Below are 16496 nucleotides of genomic sequence, written 5' to 3' on the forward strand. Positions count from 1 at the left end.
ATCCCGCCCGGCGGGATTGATAAGGTTTCTACAGAATTTCGGAGTTGTGTTATGGCTGGCCATTCCAAGTGGGCGAACATCAAGCACCGCAAAGAGCGTCAGGATGCCAAGAAAGGCAAGATATTCACCAAGTGGATTCGCGAGCTGACCGTCGCTGCTCGCCAGGGCGGCGGTGACCCGGGTTCCAACCCGCGTCTGCGCCTGGCGCTGGACAAGGCCTTGGGCGCGAACATGAGCCGCGACATCATCGACCGCGCCGTGGCCCGCGGTGCCGGCGCCGCCGATACCGACGACATGGTCGAACTCAGCTATGAAGGCTACGGCCCGGGCGGCGTGGCGGTGATGGTCGAGTGCATGACCGACAACCGCAACCGCACCGCAGCGGCGGTGCGCCACGCGTTCAGCAAGTGCGGCGGCAACCTGGGCACCGACGGTTCGGTGGCCTACCTGTTCGAACGCAAGGGGCAGATCTCCTTCGCGCCGGGCGTGGATGAAGATGCGCTGATCGAAGCTGCCATGGAGGCGGACGCCGACGACGTGGTAACCAACGATGACGGTTCTATCGACGTGTTCACCTCGTTCGCGGGTTTTTACGCGGTGCGTAACGCGCTGGAAGCCGCCGGTTTCAAAGGCACTGACGCGGAAATCGTGATGTTGCCGACCACCAGCGCCGAGCTGGACCTGGACGGCGCGCAAAAAGTGCTGAAGATGCTCGACATGCTCGAAGACCTGGATGATGTGCAGAACGTTTATTCGAACGCCGACATCCCGGAAGAAGTTGCAGCACAGCTGGTCTGAAGAATGCTGTAGATCGCTGTGTCAAAAAATGTGTTATCCCCACTGCGCAGGCGTTATGACTTTAATCCTTGGTATCGACCCCGGTTCGCGCATTACCGGTTTTGGCGTGGTGCAACACACCCCGCGCGGCTGCGTTTACGTGGCTTCGGGCTGCATCCGTACCGGCGCGGGCGAGTTGGCCGAGCGCCTGCAAATCGTCTATCGCGGCGTGCGTGAAGTGATCCAGACCTACGGGCCGGTCACCATGGGCATTGAAAAAGTCTTCATGGCCAAAAATGCCGACTCTGCGTTAAAACTCGGCCAGGCGCGTGGCGCCGCCATCGTGGCCGGTGCCGAAGAAGGCATGGAAATCGCCGAATACACTGCCACCCAGGTCAAGCAAGCCGTGGTCGGCACCGGTGCGGCCAACAAGGAGCAGGTGCAGATGATGGTCATGCACATGCTCAAGCTGACGTCAAAGCCGCAAATCGACGCCTCCGACGCCCTGGCTATTGCCATTTGCCATGCGCACACCCGCTCCAGCTTGCTACCGCACGGCCTGGGCACCGCACGCAGTCGTGGCGGGCGCCTGCGTCTCTGATAGCATCAGCGCAATCGTGTTTCCCGGTCAGCGCTTGAGCTGACCCTCAAGCTTTAAGGATTTGAACCGTGATTGGACGCTTGCGCGGCACCCTGGCTGAGAAACAGCCGCCGTACCTGATTCTGGATGTGAACGGGTTGGGGTATGAGCTGGAAGTGCCCATGACCACCTTGTATCGCTTGCCGTCGGTCGGCGAGCCGCTGACCCTGCACACCCATCTGGTGGTGCGTGAAGACGCGCAATTGCTCTATGGTTTCATTGGCAAACGTGACCGCGACTTTTTTCGTGAGCTGATTCGTCTGAACGGCGTTGGCCCCAAGCTTGCGCTGGCGCTGATGTCGAGCCTGGAAGTGGATGAATTGGTGCGGGCTGTTTCGGCTCAGGACACTTCGGCGCTGACCAAAGTACCGGGTGTCGGCAAAAAAACCGCCGAGCGCTTGCTGGTCGAACTCAAGGACCGTTTCAAGGCATGGGAAGTCGTGCCGAACATGTTTGCGTTGGTGCCCAACCAGCCGGATATGCCGGCTGCACAGGTCGCCAGCGCCGAAAGCGATGCCGTCAGTGCGTTGATTTCACTCGGCTACAAGCCTGCCGAAGCCAGCAAAGCGGTGTCGGCCATCAAGGACAAGAACCTGAGCAGCGAAGACATGATCCGCCGAGCCCTGAAGGGAATGATTTAAGTGATTGAAGCTGATCGTCTGATCGCGGCCACCGGCCCGCGCGACCGTGAAGAAGTCCAGGACCGCGCCATTCGCCCGCTGAGCCTTGCCGACTACATCGGCCAGCCGACCGTGCGCGAGCAAATGGAGTTGTTTATCCAGGCCGCGCGCGGGCGCAGTGAATCGCTGGACCACACGCTGATCTTCGGCCCGCCGGGCTTGGGTAAAACCACCCTGGCCAACATCATCGCCCAGGAAATGGGGGTATCGATCAAGTCCACCTCCGGCCCGGTGCTTGAGCGTCCGGGTGACTTGGCAGCGTTGCTGACCAACCTTGAACCGCACGACGTGCTGTTTATCGACGAGATCCACCGGTTGTCGCCGATCGTCGAAGAAGTGCTGTACCCGGCCATGGAAGACTTTCAGCTCGACATCATGATCGGCGAGGGTCCGGCGGCGCGCTCCATCAAGCTCGACTTGCCGCCGTTCACCCTGGTGGGCGCAACCACGCGTGCGGGCATGCTGACCAACCCGTTGCGCGATCGCTTCGGCATTGTTCAACGTCTTGAGTTTTATAGCACCGCAGACCTTGCGACCATCGTCAGCCGTTCGGCGAGCATTCTCGGCTTGCCGCTGGACCCGGAAGGTGCCTTTGAAATCGCGCGCCGGGCGCGGGGTACACCGCGTATCGCCAACCGCTTGCTGCGCAGGGTGCGCGACTTTGCCGAGGTGCGGGCCAAGGGGCACATCACCAAGGCCGTGGCAGACCTGGCCCTGAACCTGTTGGATGTGGACGAACACGGCTTTGATCACCAGGACCGACGCTTGCTCTTGACCATGATCGAGAAGTTCGACGGCGGCCCGGTGGGCGTGGACAGCCTGGCGGCGGCGATCAGTGAGGAACGCCATACGATTGAGGATGTGTTGGAGCCGTATTTGATCCAGCAGGGCTTCATCATGCGCACGCCAAGGGGCCGAGTGGTGACGCGGCATGCTTACTTGCACTTCGGGTTAAACATTCCGTCACGATTGGGCGAGATGCCCGTGGTAGACGAATTCCTCGATGCAGTGGACGATTAAAAGGTCACGCCAGTCGATTTATCTGAAGTTTGTGCTGTCCTAGTGGCTGGCGTCGTCATTCTGTCGTTAGGAATGTTCTGCAGAATGAAACGCAGAATGAAAAAACAGTTGCCTCGCCGGATTGGCAACCTGAGGAGTAAGCACTAGAGTATGCGCGCGCAAAACGGGGATCAGTCGTTCGCACATCGCTGTCGCGTTTATTACGAGGACACCGATGCGGGCGGCATTGTGTACTACGTCAACTACCTCAAGTTCATGGAGCGGGCTCGAACCGAGCGGCTACGGGAACTGGGCTTTGCCCAATCCCTGCTTGCGGGGGAGGACCTGTTGTTTGTCGTGCATTCCAGCGAGGCGCGTTACCACGCGCCGGCGCGGCTGGACGATGAGCTGCTGGTCAGCGCAGAAGTAATCGAATTGAACCGTGTCAGCCTGCGCTTTAAACAGCAAGTCAGGCGGGCAACGGATGCAACGCTGCTCTGTGAGGGGCAGTTCCTGGTGGCTTGTGTGCGCACCAATAGTTTGAAACCCCGGGCCATTCCCGAAGCTCTACGTGCGGCCTTTGCCGGCGTAAGCGGCGCGGGTAAACAATCAAAGCAGGAGATTTAGCGTGGAACCTACCGTCGTCGACCATTCCTCCATGTGGAGCCTGGTCAGCAATGCCAGTGTTGTGGTTCAACTGGTGATGCTGATCCTGGTAGCCGCATCGGTTACCTCTTGGGTCATGATTTTTCAGCGCAGTAATTTGCTGCGTGCCGGTCGACGCGCCCTGGAGAGCTTCGAGGAGCGCTTCTGGTCGGGTATCGACCTGTCCAAACTGTACCGTCAGGCTGGCAGCAACCCAGACCCGGATTCGGGTGTGGAGCAGATCTTCCGTGCTGGCTTCAAGGAATTCTCGCGCTTGCGCCAGCAACCGGGCGTTGACCCGGAAGCCGTGATGGAAGGCGTGGCCCGTGCCATGCGTGTTGCCATTTCGCGCGAAGAAGAGAAACTCGAGCAGAGCCTGCCGTTCCTTGCCACCGTCGGTTCCGTGAGCCCGTACATCGGCCTGTTCGGTACGGTGTGGGGCATCATGAACTCGTTCCGCGGCCTGGCTCAGGCTCAGCAAGCGACCCTGGCCACTGTGGCGCCGGGTATTGCCGAAGCCCTGATCGCCACCGCAATCGGTCTGTTTGCCGCTATCCCCGCAGTAATCGCCTACAACCGTTTTGCCGCACGTGGCGAAACCTTGATCAGCCGTTACTACACCTTCGCCGAAGAATTCCAGGCGATCCTGCACCGTAAAGTGCACACCAGCGAAGAATAAGCAGGTAATTCCCAATGGCTTTAATCGCTCGAGCTCGCAAAAAGCGCAAGCCGGTCGCCGAGATGAACGTAGTGCCTTACATCGACGTGATGCTGGTGCTGCTGGTGATCTTCATGGTGACCGCGCCGATGCTCAATCAGGGCGTGAAGGTTGATCTGCCCAAGGTTTCCAGCGAAGCCTTGCCGCAAGACAACAACACTCAGGTCCTGACCATTTCGATCAAGGCTGACAAGACCTATTACTGGAACCTTGGCAGCGAAGTCGACACTCAGAAACAGCAGGACAAGGCCATGACCTTGCCGCAGATGACCGATGCCGTGACCAAGATCATCCGGTCTGGCAACGAAGGCGGCAAGCACACCCAAGTGTTCATTCGCGGCGACAAAGTGGTCGACTATGGCTCCGTCATGGGCGCCATGGGCGGGCTGCAAAAGGCCGGCGTGGGTAACGTTGGCTTGATTACCGAGGCGCCCTGATGCAGCAACAGCGAGAGCCGTCCGCCTCGGAAAGCTTCTTCTGGCCTAGCGTCTGGGCAATTGCCCTGCACGTCCTGGTATTTGGCATGCTGTTTGTCAGCTTTGCCATGACCCCGGACCTGCCGCCAGCCAAGCCGATCGTGCAGGCGACCCTGTATCAGCTGAAATCGAAAAGTCAGGCCACCACCCAAACCAATCAGAAGATTGCGGGTGAGGCCCAGAAGTCGGCTGCGCGCCAGACTGAAGTCGAGCAGATGGAACAGAAGAAGGTCGAGCAGGAAGCGGTGAAGGCTGCTGCGGAACAAAAGAAAGAAGAGGCGGCTCAAAAGGCCGAGGAATCGAAAAAGGCTGACGAAGCGAAGAAAGCGGACGAGGCTAAAAAGGCTGATGAAGCCAAGAAGGCCGACAAAGCCGCCGAAGCTAAAAAAGCCGAAGAGAAACAATTGGCTGATATAGCCAAGAAGAAATCTGAAGAAGAAGCCAAAAAAGCTGCCGAAGAAGAGGCCAAGAAAAAGGCCGCTGAAGAGGCCAAGAAAAAGATAGTCGAAGACGCGAAGAAAAAAGCCGCCGACGACGCCAAGAAAAAAGCTGAAGCAGACGAGGCGAAGAAGAAAATCGCCGACGACGCGAAGAAGAAAGCTGCCGCCGACGCCAGCAAGAAAAAGGCCCAGGAAGCAGCGCGTAAATCCGCCGAAGAGAAAAAGGCCCAGGCCTTGGCAGATTTGCTTTCCGACACGCCGCAGCGTCAGCAAGCCTTGGCCGATGAACGTGGTGATGAAGTCGCGGGCAGTTTTGACGATCTGATTCGGGCACGCGCAGCAGAAGGTTGGACACGTCCACCTTCGGCACGTAAAGGCATGACAGTAGTGCTGCAGATCGGCATGTTGCCGGACGGTACGGTGACTTCGGTCAGCGTGGCCAAGTCCAGTGGTGACGGTTCGTTCGACAGTTCGGCGGTTGCCGCGGTCAAGAACATTGGCCGGTTGACCGAGATGCAGGGAATGAAACCAAGTGACTTCGCTCCCTATCGTTCATTCAAGATGACATTCACACCTGAGGATCTAGCCTTGTGAGAAACCTTCTTCGAGGAATGCTTGTCGTTATTTGCTGTATGGCAGGGATAGCGGCGGCGGATGAAAAGAACATCCTGGTCACCAGCGGTAGCGATCGGGCCACCCCGATCGCCGTAGTACCGTTCGGCTGGCAGGGCGGCAGCGTGCTGCCGGACGACATGGCCCAGATCGTCAGCGACGATTTGCGCAACTCCGGTTACTACGCGCCGATTCCAAAAGGCAACATGATCAGCCAGCCAAACCAGGCCAGCGAAGTTGTGTTCCGTGACTGGAAAGCCGTCGGCGCCCAGTACCTGATGGTCGGCAACATCACGCCGGCCGGCGGCCGCCTGCAAATCCAGTACACGTTGTTCAACGTGGCCACCGAGCAGCAGGTTTTGACCGGCAGCGTATCGGGCACTGCCGAACAACTGCGGGACATGGCGCACTACATCTCGGACCAGTCGTTTGAAAAACTCACCGGTATCAAAGGTGCTTTCTCGACGCGTCTGCTTTATGTAACGGCTGAGCGTTTCTCCGTAGACAACACGCGTTACACCTTGCAGCGTTCGGACTACGACGGTGCGCGGGCAGTGACTTTGTTGCAATCGCGTGAGCCTATCTTGTCGCCGCGTTTTGCGCCGGACGGCAAGCGTATTGCCTACGTGTCGTTTGAACAGCGCCGCCCACGTATCTTCGTGCAGCACATCGACACTGGCCGTCGTGAGCAAATCACCAACTTCGAAGGCCTTAACGGTGCACCTGCCTGGTCGCCGGATGGTTCGCGTCTGGCGTTCGTGCTGTCCAAAGACGGCAACCCGGATATCTACGTGATGAACATGGCTTCGCGCCAGATCAGCCGTGTTACCAGTGGCCCGGGCATCAACACTGAACCGTTCTGGGGCAAGGATGGTTCGACCATCTACTTCACCTCCGACCGCGGCGGCAAGCCACAAATTTACAAAACCAGCGTTGGCGGTGGGGGCGCGGAACGCGTGACCTTTATCGGTAACTACAACGCCAACCCTAAACTTTCGGCTGATGAAAAGACGTTGGTGATGATTCACCGTCAGGATGGTTTCACTAATTTCCGGGTTGCGGCCCAGGATTTGCAGCGTGGAACAGTAAAAATCCTCACAGATACCAACCTTGATGAGTCAGCTACTGTTGCACCCAACGGCACCATGGTAATCTACGCCACCCGCCAGCAGGGCCGGGGAGTCTTGATGCTCGTGTCCATTAATGGACGCGTAAGGCTCCCGCTTCCTACCGCACAAGGCGAAGTCAGAGAACCGTCCTGGTCCCCTTACCTGAACTGACGCGGCGCTACAAAAAGAAGTACTTAACACACTGGGGTTCATTAGGAGTTTCACGATGGAAATGCTGAAGTTTGGTAAGTTTGCTGCTCTGGCTCTGGCTTTGTCCGTAGCCGTTGGTTGCTCGTCTAAAGGCGGCGACAATGCCGGTGAAGGCGCAGCTGTTGATCCAAACGCTGGTTACGGCGCTAACACTGGTGCGGTTGACGGCTCCCTGAGCGAAGAAGCTGCTCTGCGCGCTATCACCACTTTCTACTTCGAATACGACAGTTCGGACCTGAAACCAGAAGCCATGCGCGCTCTGGACGTTCACGCGAAAGACCTGAAAGCTAACGGCGCTCGCGTTGTTCTGGAAGGTAACACCGACGAACGTGGTACTCGTGAGTACAACATGGCACTGGGCGAGCGTCGTGCGAAAGCCGTTCAGCGCTACCTGGTACTGCAAGGTGTTGCTCCAGGCCAACTGGAACTGGTTTCCTACGGTAAAGAGCGTCCAGTTGCTACTGGCCACGACGAGCAGTCCTGGGCTCAAAACCGTCGCGTCGAACTGCGTAAGTAATTCGTCATGCGAACGTGCCGTCGTGCTCTAACTGTATTGGCTCTCAGCCTCGCACCGCTTGCGGTGTGGGCTGCGGTTCCTGTGTCGGATAGCAACTCAGGCTATAACAATAGCGGGAGCAGTTATCCGCCAGCAGGTTATGGCACGAACGGCGCCTATGCTGGGGGGCCGGCTACGGCCGCCCCCTCGGCACAGGGCGAACTGTTCAACCAGCTGCAACGCATGCAGGATCAATTGGCGCAGCAACAAGGCACCATTGAGGTTTTGCAAAACCAGGTGAACCAGCTGAAGCAAGAAGGCCTGGAGCGATACCAGGACCTTGATCGACGCATTGGAGCCGGCGTTACACCTGCCGCAACTCCTGATAATTCTTCTGCCGGTGGCGCGCCAAGTGCCGCCATCGGTGGTGCAGCAGCCGGTGCTGCTGGAGCCGCGGCTGCCAGCCAAGCGCCAGCCGCCAGCAGTGAACCGGGTGATCCGGCGAAAGAAAAGCTGTATTACGATGCAGCGTTCGACCTGATCAAAGCCAAGGATTTCGATAAAGCCAGCCAGGCTTTTACCGCATTCCTGCGCAAATACCCGAACAGCCAATACGCGGGCAATGCCCAGTATTGGTTGGGCGAGGTCAACTTGGCCAAGGGTGATTTACAAGGTGCAGGCCAGGCGTTTGCCAAGGTCAGCCAGTTGTACCCCAAGCACGCCAAGGTGCCCGATTCGCTGTACAAACTGGCTGATGTAGAACGCCGCCTTGGTCATACCGACAAGGTCAAAGGCATTCTGCAGCAGGTCGTTGCCCAATATCCGGGTACGTCTGCCGCCCAGTTGGCGCAGCGCGATCTGCAACGCTTGTAAGCGCTGCTTTCGCGTTTGGAAGAAACCCGCGCCTGGCGCGGGTTTTTTCGTTAGAATCCACGCCCTTTTATGAAACACGCTTCTTGGGGTCTACGCGTTGGCGGGATTTCTTGAAGTGCCTGACGGAGGCGGACAGCCTGTTTAGCTGTTACGCCCGTGGCGACTATGCAAGACACATTACGCATTACCGAAGTTTTTTACTCGTTGCAGGGTGAAACGCGAACCGCTGGCCTGCCTACCGTATTTGTACGGCTGACGGGCTGCCCGTTGCGTTGCCAGTACTGCGACAGCGCCTACGCCTTCAGCGGCGGCACCGTGCGCACCCTCGATGACATCCTTGAGCAGGTGGCCGGTTACCGGCCTCGCTACGTCTGTGTGACTGGCGGTGAGCCATTGGCCCAGCCCAATGCCATCCTATTGCTCAAGCGCCTGTGTGACGCCGGTTACGAGGTCTCGCTGGAGACCAGCGGCGCGCTGGACATCTCTGCGGTCGACACGCGTGTGAGTCGAGTCGTCGACCTCAAGACACCGGGCTCCAAGGAAGCGCATCGCAACCTCTACGAGAACATCGACCTGCTGACGGCCAACGATCAGGTCAAGTTCGTGATCTGTTCGCGCGATGACTATGACTGGGCGGCCTCCAAACTGATCCAGTACGGCCTCGACCGTCGCGCCGGCGAGGTGCTGTTCTCTCCCAGCCATTACGACCTCAACGCCCGTGACCTGGCGGACTGGGTGGTAGCGGACAACCTGCCGGTACGCCTGCAGTTGCAATTGCACAAATACCTGTGGAATGACGAGCCTGGGCGCTGACAGCACTGCTCCAAACGGGCGGAATTACTCACACAAGGCGTTATTTCTGATTTATTTCAAATAAGGTGTTGAATAATCCTTAGAAATCAGTATTATACGCGCCACAACACAGCGGGTCGTTAGCTCAGTTGGTAGAGCAGTTGGCTTTTAACCAATTGGTCGTAGGTTCGAATCCCACACGACCCACCATTTTTGGCGGTTTAGAAAATCCGGAAGGCCCACGCAAGTGAGGATTTCCGGGTTTTTTTTTGCCTGAAATTTACAGTGAAGTGCGCCCAGCGCGTGTGAACACAGCACTGAAAATACGCTGCCCGTAAAGGCCGACAGCCAAGCCCAGCACAATCAGCGCCACCGACAGCACTTTGCTCACCGGTACGCCTTCGTTGAACACCACGACCGAGCCGAGTACGCCGAAGATCGGCACCAGCAACGAGAGCGGTGCAACCGTCGAAACCGGGTAGGTTTTGAGCAGCGAGTTCCAGACCCAGTAGGCGAACAGGGTGTTGGGGTAAACCTGAAACACGATCGACATCACGGAGGTCGCGTCCACCTGATGGATGAATGCGCTATAGCCGGCGCTGCCGTTTACCGCATAGTCGAGGGCAAATAGCGGTATGGGCGCGAACGCGCTGGACCAGACCAGAAACCCGAAGACATCCTTGGTGCTGGCCCTTTTGCTAATGATATTGGCCACGCTCCACGAAGCCGCGCCCACCAGCACCAGCATTACGCCATAGACACTCACTGAACCATCGCTGATCTTGATGATGCACAAGAGCCCGGCGAGCGCGATCAACATGCCCAGCACTTGAAAGCGAGTCAGCGCTTCCTTAAACAACCAACTGCCGAGCAGTATTGTGAAAAATGCGCTGAATTGCAGGACCAGCGAAGCGATGCCTGCCGATAAACCGGCCTTGATGCCCAGATTGACCATGCCCCACAGGCCGATGCCGAACACCAGTCCGTAGCCGATGATAGAGCGCCACGCTACATCCGGTTTGCGGATGAAAAAGATCGCCGGTAACGCGCACAGGCTGAAGCGGATGCCCGCCAGAATCAACGGATCGACGGTGGCCAGTCCCAGTTTGATCACCGAGAAATTGACGCCCCAGATGGCTGTTATCAGCACAGCCAACACTACGTGCAGTGGTTTCATTGGTCAGTTGCCTTGATGGAGGAGGGCGGGGCACGCTGCTGTATAAAGCGACCGTGAGCATGCAGTTAACCTTTCGGGGCGTTATTCAAGCGTGCGCTGCAAGTAGACCCAGTACAGCAGCGCGACTGCACTGCACGACGCCCCCACTGTGCAAACCGCCACCCAACCAAAGTGCGCGTACGTATAAGTAGCCGCAATCGCACCCAGCCCGCTGCCCACGGAGTAGAAACACATATAAGCGCCTAACAGGCGGCTCTGAGCGTCGGGCCGTGCGGCAAAAATCAGGCTCTGATTGGTGACATGTACCGCTTGCACGGCAAAGTCCAGCAACACGACGCCCGCGACCATCCCGAGTAATGAGCTTTCGCCAAACGCGGTGGGCAGCCAGGATAAGGTCAGCAGCAACAACGCCACGCCGGTGGTTCGGTTGCCTAGCCCTTGGTCGGCGAGTCGTCCGGCCCGTGCTGCGGCTAGCGCACCTGCCACGCCGGCCAGACCGAAAAGCCCGGTCTGGGTAGGTGACAGTGAATGCGGCGGCGCGCTGAGCGGCAGTACCATTGATGTCCACAACATGCTGAACGCAGCAAAGATGAGCAGGGCGAACGTACCCCTGACACGCAACGTGCGCTCAGTCAGAAACAGTTGAAACACTGACCGCAGCAACTGCCAGTAACTGCCTTTAGCGGGCGGTGCCGTGGCGGCGGGCAGGGTACGAAACAGCACCAGCGCCATGCCGATCATCAAAGCCGCCGACATGAAATAAACACCGCGCCAGCCTGCCAGGTCAGCTACCGCCCCCGAGACGGAGCGCGCAAGCAGAATGCCCAGCACGACCCCGCTGGTGATTGTGCCGACGGCTTCGCCGCGCTGTTCGGGGCTCGCCAGGGCGGCGGCATAGGCGACCACCACTTGGACCACCACGGCCATCAGGCCCACCAGCACCATCGCGCCGAGCAGCCTGCCCCAATCCTGAGCCAGCCCTACCGCGCACAACGCCAACGCCGACAGCAGCATTTGCGTAAGCATAAGTTTTTTGCGGTTCAGCAAGTCGCCCAGCGGCACAATGAACAGCAACCCCAGCGCATACCCGGCCTGTGTAGCCGTGACGACGATGCCGATGGTTGCGGGCGAAACTGATAGGCTGGCAGCCATGGACTCTAACAAAGGCTGTGCAAAATAGACGTTGGCTACCGCCATCGCACAGGTCACTGCGAAGAGCAGTGTTTGGTAACGACTGAGCGTGGAGGGCGCAATCGTTACAGAAGATTCGGCGTATCCACCGGCAGCCTTTTCGGGTGCTACCTCCATTTTTACCGGTGCAGGCGACGGGTACGACATCACTCCATCCTTGATTTTGGTTTCGAAAGGAAACCAGATAGCTGATTTTTAGCAAATCAGGTTGTTATAGGCAACCACTTTCACCTAACATTTTGATCTTCTCCCGCACCTTGGAAAATTATGGCCAGGCAACACCTACTCGCGCAAAGCGAGTGCCCGGTAGCTCGAACGCTCGAAGCGATCGGGGACCGATGGGTTCTGATGATTATTCGCGACGCATTCGACGATGTACGCCGATTCAGTGAGTTCCAGAAACGTCTTGGTCTTGCTAAAAACATTCTTGCGGTGAAGCTCAAATTGTTGGTCGAGCTGGGCGTGTTCGAAATCCAGCCGGCGTCTGATGGCAGCGCTTATAAGGAATATGTGCTGAGCCCCATGGGGCGCGCGGTGTTTCCTATCGTCGTCAGCATGCGTCAGTGGGGGCAACAGTTTCTGTTCAACGAAGGCGAGGATTATTCAATTTTGCTCGACAACGAATTGTCGGAGCCGGTTGAAACCATCACTGTGCGGTCCAGAGCGGGCAAAGAGTTGACCCCGGCAGACTGTCATCGGCGGGTCATTACGCGTGACGCCTGACGGCCTGTTTTGAGGGCTGGGTGCGCTCGGGGCATACTTGAAAGCCTTAAACCTCACTCACTCTCTCGGCGCTCTCAACATGATTTATGTGCTTGCGAAGGTGTTCATGGCCCGCGTGTTCACAACCGGGCGCCGTCGGCTGCTGAAAAAAATTTCTACCTTGGCGCTGCTTTTGAGCGGTGCAAATCTCGCCTGCGGCAGCGCTGAAGTATCGGTTGATGCCGCGCCCACGTCAGCTGTGTCGATTCCGGTGATGTCCAAGGTGGTGGCGGGAAATCTTTTTTACTACGTGCGATTGCGGATTGGTGACGGCCCGGAAACCAATGTCATCCTCGACACCGGCTCCATCGGGCTGCGGGCTATCGCTGCGGTAGTACCGCGAAAAAATCTGTCTGGCAGAGAGGTTGTTTACAGCTTTGAGAGTGGCAGCGAATTACACGGCCATATTTCAAATGAACGCGTCAATTTGGGTGGGCTTGAACTTGGAACACTTCCCGTCCACGTGGTTGAAACGTTGCGTTGCAACACGCGAGTGCCGGATTGCTCTGTAGCGAAACTGGATCCCTCAACCCCTTTCGCGCAAGGCATTGACGGCCGCAGTGAGCCGGCATTTGGCGCCATCATGGGCATACGTCTCTTTACCCGTACTGACCTCTGGGTGCCCAACCCGTTGAAAGCGGCGGGTATTAAACGTTGGATCGTGCAACTGCCACGCTCACCGAGTGAGCCTGGCGCACTGGTGCTTGATCCGCCGTTGAGCCAGTTAAACGATTTCACACGGATGAAATTGGATAAAAATGGAACCGTTATGGCGTGTCTGGACAGTCTGGGCGTGCCTCAGAGCCTTTGCTTGCCAACGATTGTAGACAGCGGTGACCCTCATTTTTTTGTGTTTTCGCAGTATGTTAATCAACCTGTACTCGCTGCGGGCACTAAGGTAAGGCTGGCATTTTCCGATTCAGATAGCAGTGGTCACGCCGTCGTATTCAAGTTTACCGCTGCAACAAGTCTGCCCAACGAGGCAAAGGAAACAGTGCGATACGATCCTGCGGTGGTGTCTTTTAGATCAACGCCGGCGGGTGACGAGCCTGTTATTAACTCCGGGTATCTACCCTTCTTAAGCTACTCGATTTTGTTTGATGCGGATAAGCAGGCGATAGGGATGCGGGCTCGAACACCTGCGCCTCAGCAAGAGTAGATGACGGTCCGTACGTGAGCCCTGCTCTCTATTTGCGGCATGGCCAACTCACGAGTGCCGTCGTCTCGCAAATGGCCGTGCAGAACACTCACACGCTGACGCTCAGCATCGGGATTTTGCGCTCGTACACCCGACAGACCTGTTTCGTCGTGCCAGATTAGGCTTTTGAATCCAATCGATATTCTGTAGCCTTGCGCAGCTTCATCTGAACCGTGCTTGATGAACACAATCACTTCGTCCGGCGGCGCCCGAAAGGCTCCAGAGCCGGTGGTACACTCGACTTTCGCGCAACTGCGCCTGCAGGTCTTGCGAACATGACGCAAATTTCCGAACGCCTTCTGGTTCAAGCCCACCTCGACGCCAAGCAGCCCAAGGCCCTCAGCGCCGATGAAGAGGCGAGCCTGCGTGCCGCCATCGCCGCTGAGCTTGTCGCTCAAGATGCGGTGTTGGTCGCTCACTTTTATTGCGACCCGGTCATTCAGGCGCTGGCCGAAGAAACCGGTGGCTGTGTTTCTGACTCCCTGGAAATGGCGCGCTTCGGCGCCGCGCACCCGGCCAAGACCGTATTGGTTGCCGGCGTGCGTTTTATGGGCGAGACCGCCAAAATCCTCACCCCCGAAAAACGCATCTTGATGCCGACCCTTGAAGCCACGTGCTCGCTGGACCTCGGCTGCCCGGTGGAAGAGTTTTCGGCGTTCTGCGATCAGCATCCCGAGCGCACGGTGGTGGTGTACGCCAACACGTCGGCGGCGGTCAAAGCCCGTGCCGATTGGGTGGTGACCTCCAGTTGCGCACTGGAAATTGTCGAAAGCCTGATGGACAACGGCGAGACCATTATCTGGGGGCCGGACAAGCACCTGGGCACCTACATTCAGCGCCAGACCGGCGCGGATATGTTGCTGTGGGACGGTGCGTGCATCGTTCACGAGGAGTTCAAGTCCAAGCAGCTTGAGGACATGAAGGCGCTTTACCCGGACGCGGCGATTCTAGTGCACCCGGAGTCGCCGACGGCGGTGATTGAATTGGCGGACGCAGTGGGGTCAACCAGTCAGTTGATTGCGGCGGCGCAACGCTTGCCGAACAAGACGTTTATTGTGGCGACTGACCGTGGCATTTTTTACAAAATGCAGCAGTTGTGCCCGGACAAGGTGTTCGTTGAAGCGCCTACCGCCGGTAACGGCGCGGCCTGCCGTAGTTGCGCGCACTGCCCGTGGATGGCGATGAATACGCTGGAGCGCACGCTGCAATGTTTGCGTGAGGGCAGTAACGAGATTTTCGTGGAGCCGTCGGTGATACCGCAGGCTGTTCGGCCGCTTAAGCGGATGCTCGACTTTACCCAGGCTGCGCGCCTGAAACTGGCGGGTAACGCTTGATCCACTCGTAAGCAGGGTCACAGTGTGGGCGGCCCAACGGCATCTTTGATGCAGCACTCTCGCGATGCAAGCACCTCGGAGCATCAGGCACACCGGGTTGATGCCATCGCGAGCAAGCCCGCTCCCACAAAAAGCGCTTTTGATCTGCTTTTGATCTGAGAAGCGCCGCGTTAACCACGATGGCCGCACGCAGGCATGCCGAGCCCAAGCGAGGCAACGAGTGGTGGGGCGAGGACCTTTTGGTTACTTCTTCTGCTTCGGGATACGCACCAGTTGTGTATCGGAATAAATGTCATGCCAGCTGCGTTTCTGCTTGTCGAACAACGACCAGATAAACCCCAGCCCCACACACAACCACGAAGCAATCGACACGACAAACCGCAACAGCGCCTGCCACAAGCTGATCCGCGAGCCGTCGGCGTTTTGTACCCGCACGCCCCACACCTGCATGCCGAGGGTCTGCCCGGAATGGGTCCAGAACTTGGCGAAGAAACCAAACAGCACAAAAAACAGCAGTGTCGACAGCAACGGGTCAGCGTCCAGCGCCCCGGATTCGCTGAGGGCGCGCATTTTGGCCTCGCCGATAAACGCCATCCACGTAAGCTTGTACACAAATGCCGTGACGATCAGCAGCGCGGTACACAATAGAAAGTCATAGAACATCGCTGCCAAACGACGGCCCAGGCCAACGGCGGGGAACTCGCCCTGGGGGCTCAGCAAGGTGTTGGACATGGCAGGGCTCGCTGGATAAAAAAGCGATTTTACGCGGCAACCCGGTGCGACGCGCATAAAAAAGCCCCCGATGGTGACATCAGGGGCTTTTTGTCGCAGCGAGTATCAGCCCTCTGCTTGTACTTCGTCAGCCTGCATACCTTTCTGGCCTTGCACAGCAATGAATGTCACTTTTTGGCCTTCTTTCAGACTCTTGAAGCCGTTGCCCTGAATAGCGCGGAAATGGACAAATAAATCCGCACCACTTTCCGGCGTGATAAAACCAAAGCCTTTCTCGTCGTTAAACCACTTGACGGTACCACTCAGACGTTCAGCCATTTTCTTATTTCCCTGACGCAAAAATTAATGACAGCCCCTTTCATTGAAGGAGTACTGAGCTGAGTTGCAGGAAAGTAAGAGACGTCGAACGGGTTGTAGCGTCCGTTGGCTACTGCCCAGGTCCAGGTTCAAAGCGACCCATGCAAACACAGTGGGGAAACTCTACGCCAACTAACGGAGAAAAAACAAGCCCTGCCAAAAGGCCATGTTTTGCTGGGCTTGGTGACAGTTTGGCGAATATAAAGTAACACGCACTTATTCGATAGAGTTGGTCACTTGTTATAGGTAAGTGCTGGGCGTATTGGCTATCGTAAACG

The 16496-nt window shown here is 57.6% G+C and carries 19 protein-coding genes and 1 tRNA gene; 16 read left to right on the forward strand and 4 right to left on the reverse strand.

Annotated elements, in window-relative coordinates; all coding sequences use genetic code 11:
* Window positions 1–51 precede the first annotated feature (51 nt).
* From AO240_RS24460 to AO240_RS24520, 13 genes are all read left to right on the forward strand, one after another.
* On the forward strand, window positions 52–798 hold the full coding sequence (locus AO240_RS24460; protein WP_099239943.1) for a YebC/PmpR family DNA-binding transcriptional regulator: 747 nt from the start codon (window positions 52–54) through the stop codon (window positions 796–798).
* 55 nt (window positions 799–853) lie between these two features.
* The gene (gene ruvC / locus AO240_RS24465; RefSeq protein ID WP_024077147.1) at window positions 854–1378 is read left to right on the forward strand and encodes a crossover junction endodeoxyribonuclease RuvC; all 525 of its coding nucleotides are present in this window, start codon (window positions 854–856) and stop codon (window positions 1376–1378) included.
* Between the two features lie 68 nt (window positions 1379–1446).
* On the forward strand, window positions 1447–2058 hold the full coding sequence (gene ruvA, locus AO240_RS24470; protein ID WP_058412483.1) for a Holliday junction branch migration protein RuvA: 612 nt from the start codon (window positions 1447–1449) through the stop codon (window positions 2056–2058).
* Entirely contained in the window at window positions 2059–3117 is a 1059-nt protein-coding gene (ruvB, locus tag AO240_RS24475; RefSeq protein WP_058412482.1) for a Holliday junction branch migration DNA helicase RuvB, read from the forward strand.
* Between the two features lie 150 nt (window positions 3118–3267).
* A complete protein-coding gene (ybgC, locus tag AO240_RS24480) occupies window positions 3268–3723 on the forward strand; it encodes a tol-pal system-associated acyl-CoA thioesterase (RefSeq protein ID WP_099239945.1) in 456 nt (151 codons plus the stop codon).
* A gap of 1 nt (window position 3724) precedes the next feature.
* Window positions 3725–4420: a protein TolQ gene (tolQ, locus tag AO240_RS24485; protein ID WP_058412480.1), complete on the forward strand. Its 696-nt coding sequence runs from the start codon at window positions 3725–3727 to the stop codon at window positions 4418–4420.
* 23 nt (window positions 4421–4443) lie between these two features.
* On the forward strand, window positions 4444–4896 hold the full coding sequence (gene tolR / locus AO240_RS24490; RefSeq protein WP_161630238.1) for a protein TolR: 453 nt from the start codon (window positions 4444–4446) through the stop codon (window positions 4894–4896).
* On the forward strand, window positions 4896–5969 hold the full coding sequence (tolA, locus tag AO240_RS24495) for a cell envelope integrity protein TolA (protein ID WP_099239947.1): 1074 nt from the start codon (window positions 4896–4898) through the stop codon (window positions 5967–5969). The genes tolR and tolA overlap by 1 nt, the downstream gene beginning before the upstream one ends.
* Before the next feature lie 17 nt (window positions 5970–5986).
* Entirely contained in the window at window positions 5987–7267 is a 1281-nt protein-coding gene (gene tolB / locus AO240_RS24500; protein WP_152745290.1) for a Tol-Pal system beta propeller repeat protein TolB, read from the forward strand.
* Window positions 7268–7322: 55 nt separating this feature from the next.
* A complete protein-coding gene (gene pal, locus AO240_RS24505) occupies window positions 7323–7823 on the forward strand; it encodes a peptidoglycan-associated lipoprotein Pal (protein WP_003209827.1) in 501 nt (166 codons plus the stop codon).
* A 6-nt stretch (window positions 7824–7829) separates the two neighbouring features.
* A complete protein-coding gene (ybgF, locus tag AO240_RS24510) occupies window positions 7830–8675 on the forward strand; it encodes a tol-pal system protein YbgF (RefSeq protein WP_099239949.1) in 846 nt (281 codons plus the stop codon).
* 165 nt (window positions 8676–8840) lie between these two features.
* Window positions 8841–9488, forward strand: a complete 648-nt coding sequence (queE, locus tag AO240_RS24515) for a 7-carboxy-7-deazaguanine synthase QueE (protein WP_099239951.1) — start codon at window positions 8841–8843, stop codon at window positions 9486–9488.
* Window positions 9489–9601: 113 nt separating this feature from the next.
* A tRNA-Lys gene (locus AO240_RS24520) sits at window positions 9602–9677 on the forward strand.
* 70 nt (window positions 9678–9747) lie between these two features.
* On the opposite strand, the gene AO240_RS24525 is transcribed toward AO240_RS24520, so the two are convergent.
* On the reverse strand, window positions 9748–10644 hold the full coding sequence (locus AO240_RS24525) for an EamA family transporter (protein ID WP_099239953.1): 897 nt from the start codon (window positions 10642–10644) through the stop codon (window positions 9748–9750).
* 81 nt (window positions 10645–10725) lie between these two features.
* Window positions 10726–11982: an MFS transporter gene (locus AO240_RS24530; RefSeq protein ID WP_099239955.1), complete on the reverse strand. Its 1257-nt coding sequence runs from the start codon at window positions 11980–11982 to the stop codon at window positions 10726–10728.
* A gap of 120 nt (window positions 11983–12102) precedes the next feature.
* On the opposite strand from AO240_RS24530, the gene AO240_RS24535 reads away from it, so the two are divergent.
* The 3 genes from AO240_RS24535 to nadA all read left to right on the forward strand — a co-directional run bounded on the left by AO240_RS24535 (window position 12103) and on the right by nadA (window position 15129).
* Complete coding sequence (locus tag AO240_RS24535) at window positions 12103–12558, forward strand: helix-turn-helix domain-containing protein (RefSeq protein ID WP_099239957.1); 456 nt, start codon at window positions 12103–12105, stop codon at window positions 12556–12558.
* 37 nt (window positions 12559–12595) lie between these two features.
* Window positions 12596–13756: a hypothetical protein gene (locus AO240_RS24540; RefSeq protein ID WP_143505459.1), complete on the forward strand. Its 1161-nt coding sequence runs from the start codon at window positions 12596–12598 to the stop codon at window positions 13754–13756.
* A gap of 314 nt (window positions 13757–14070) precedes the next feature.
* Window positions 14071–15129 carry a quinolinate synthase NadA gene (gene nadA / locus AO240_RS24545; protein WP_099239961.1) on the forward strand — a complete coding sequence of 353 codons (1059 nt, stop codon included), beginning with the start codon at window positions 14071–14073 and terminating at the stop codon, window positions 15127–15129.
* 243 nt (window positions 15130–15372) lie between these two features.
* On the opposite strand, the gene AO240_RS24550 is transcribed toward nadA, so the two are convergent.
* Complete coding sequence (locus AO240_RS24550; RefSeq protein WP_099239963.1) at window positions 15373–15861, reverse strand: RDD family protein; 489 nt, start codon at window positions 15859–15861, stop codon at window positions 15373–15375.
* 105 nt (window positions 15862–15966) lie between these two features.
* Window positions 15967–16179 (reverse strand): cold-shock protein, encoded by a 213-nt coding sequence (locus tag AO240_RS24555; RefSeq protein WP_058412469.1) that lies wholly within the window; start codon window positions 16177–16179, stop codon window positions 15967–15969.
* Between the last annotated feature and the right edge of the window lie 317 nt (window positions 16180–16496).

Origin of the sequence: Pseudomonas sp. ICMP 460, assembly GCF_002723595.1 — a bacterium.
Taxonomy (GTDB): Bacteria; Pseudomonadota; Gammaproteobacteria; order Pseudomonadales; family Pseudomonadaceae; genus Aquipseudomonas; species Aquipseudomonas kitaguniensis.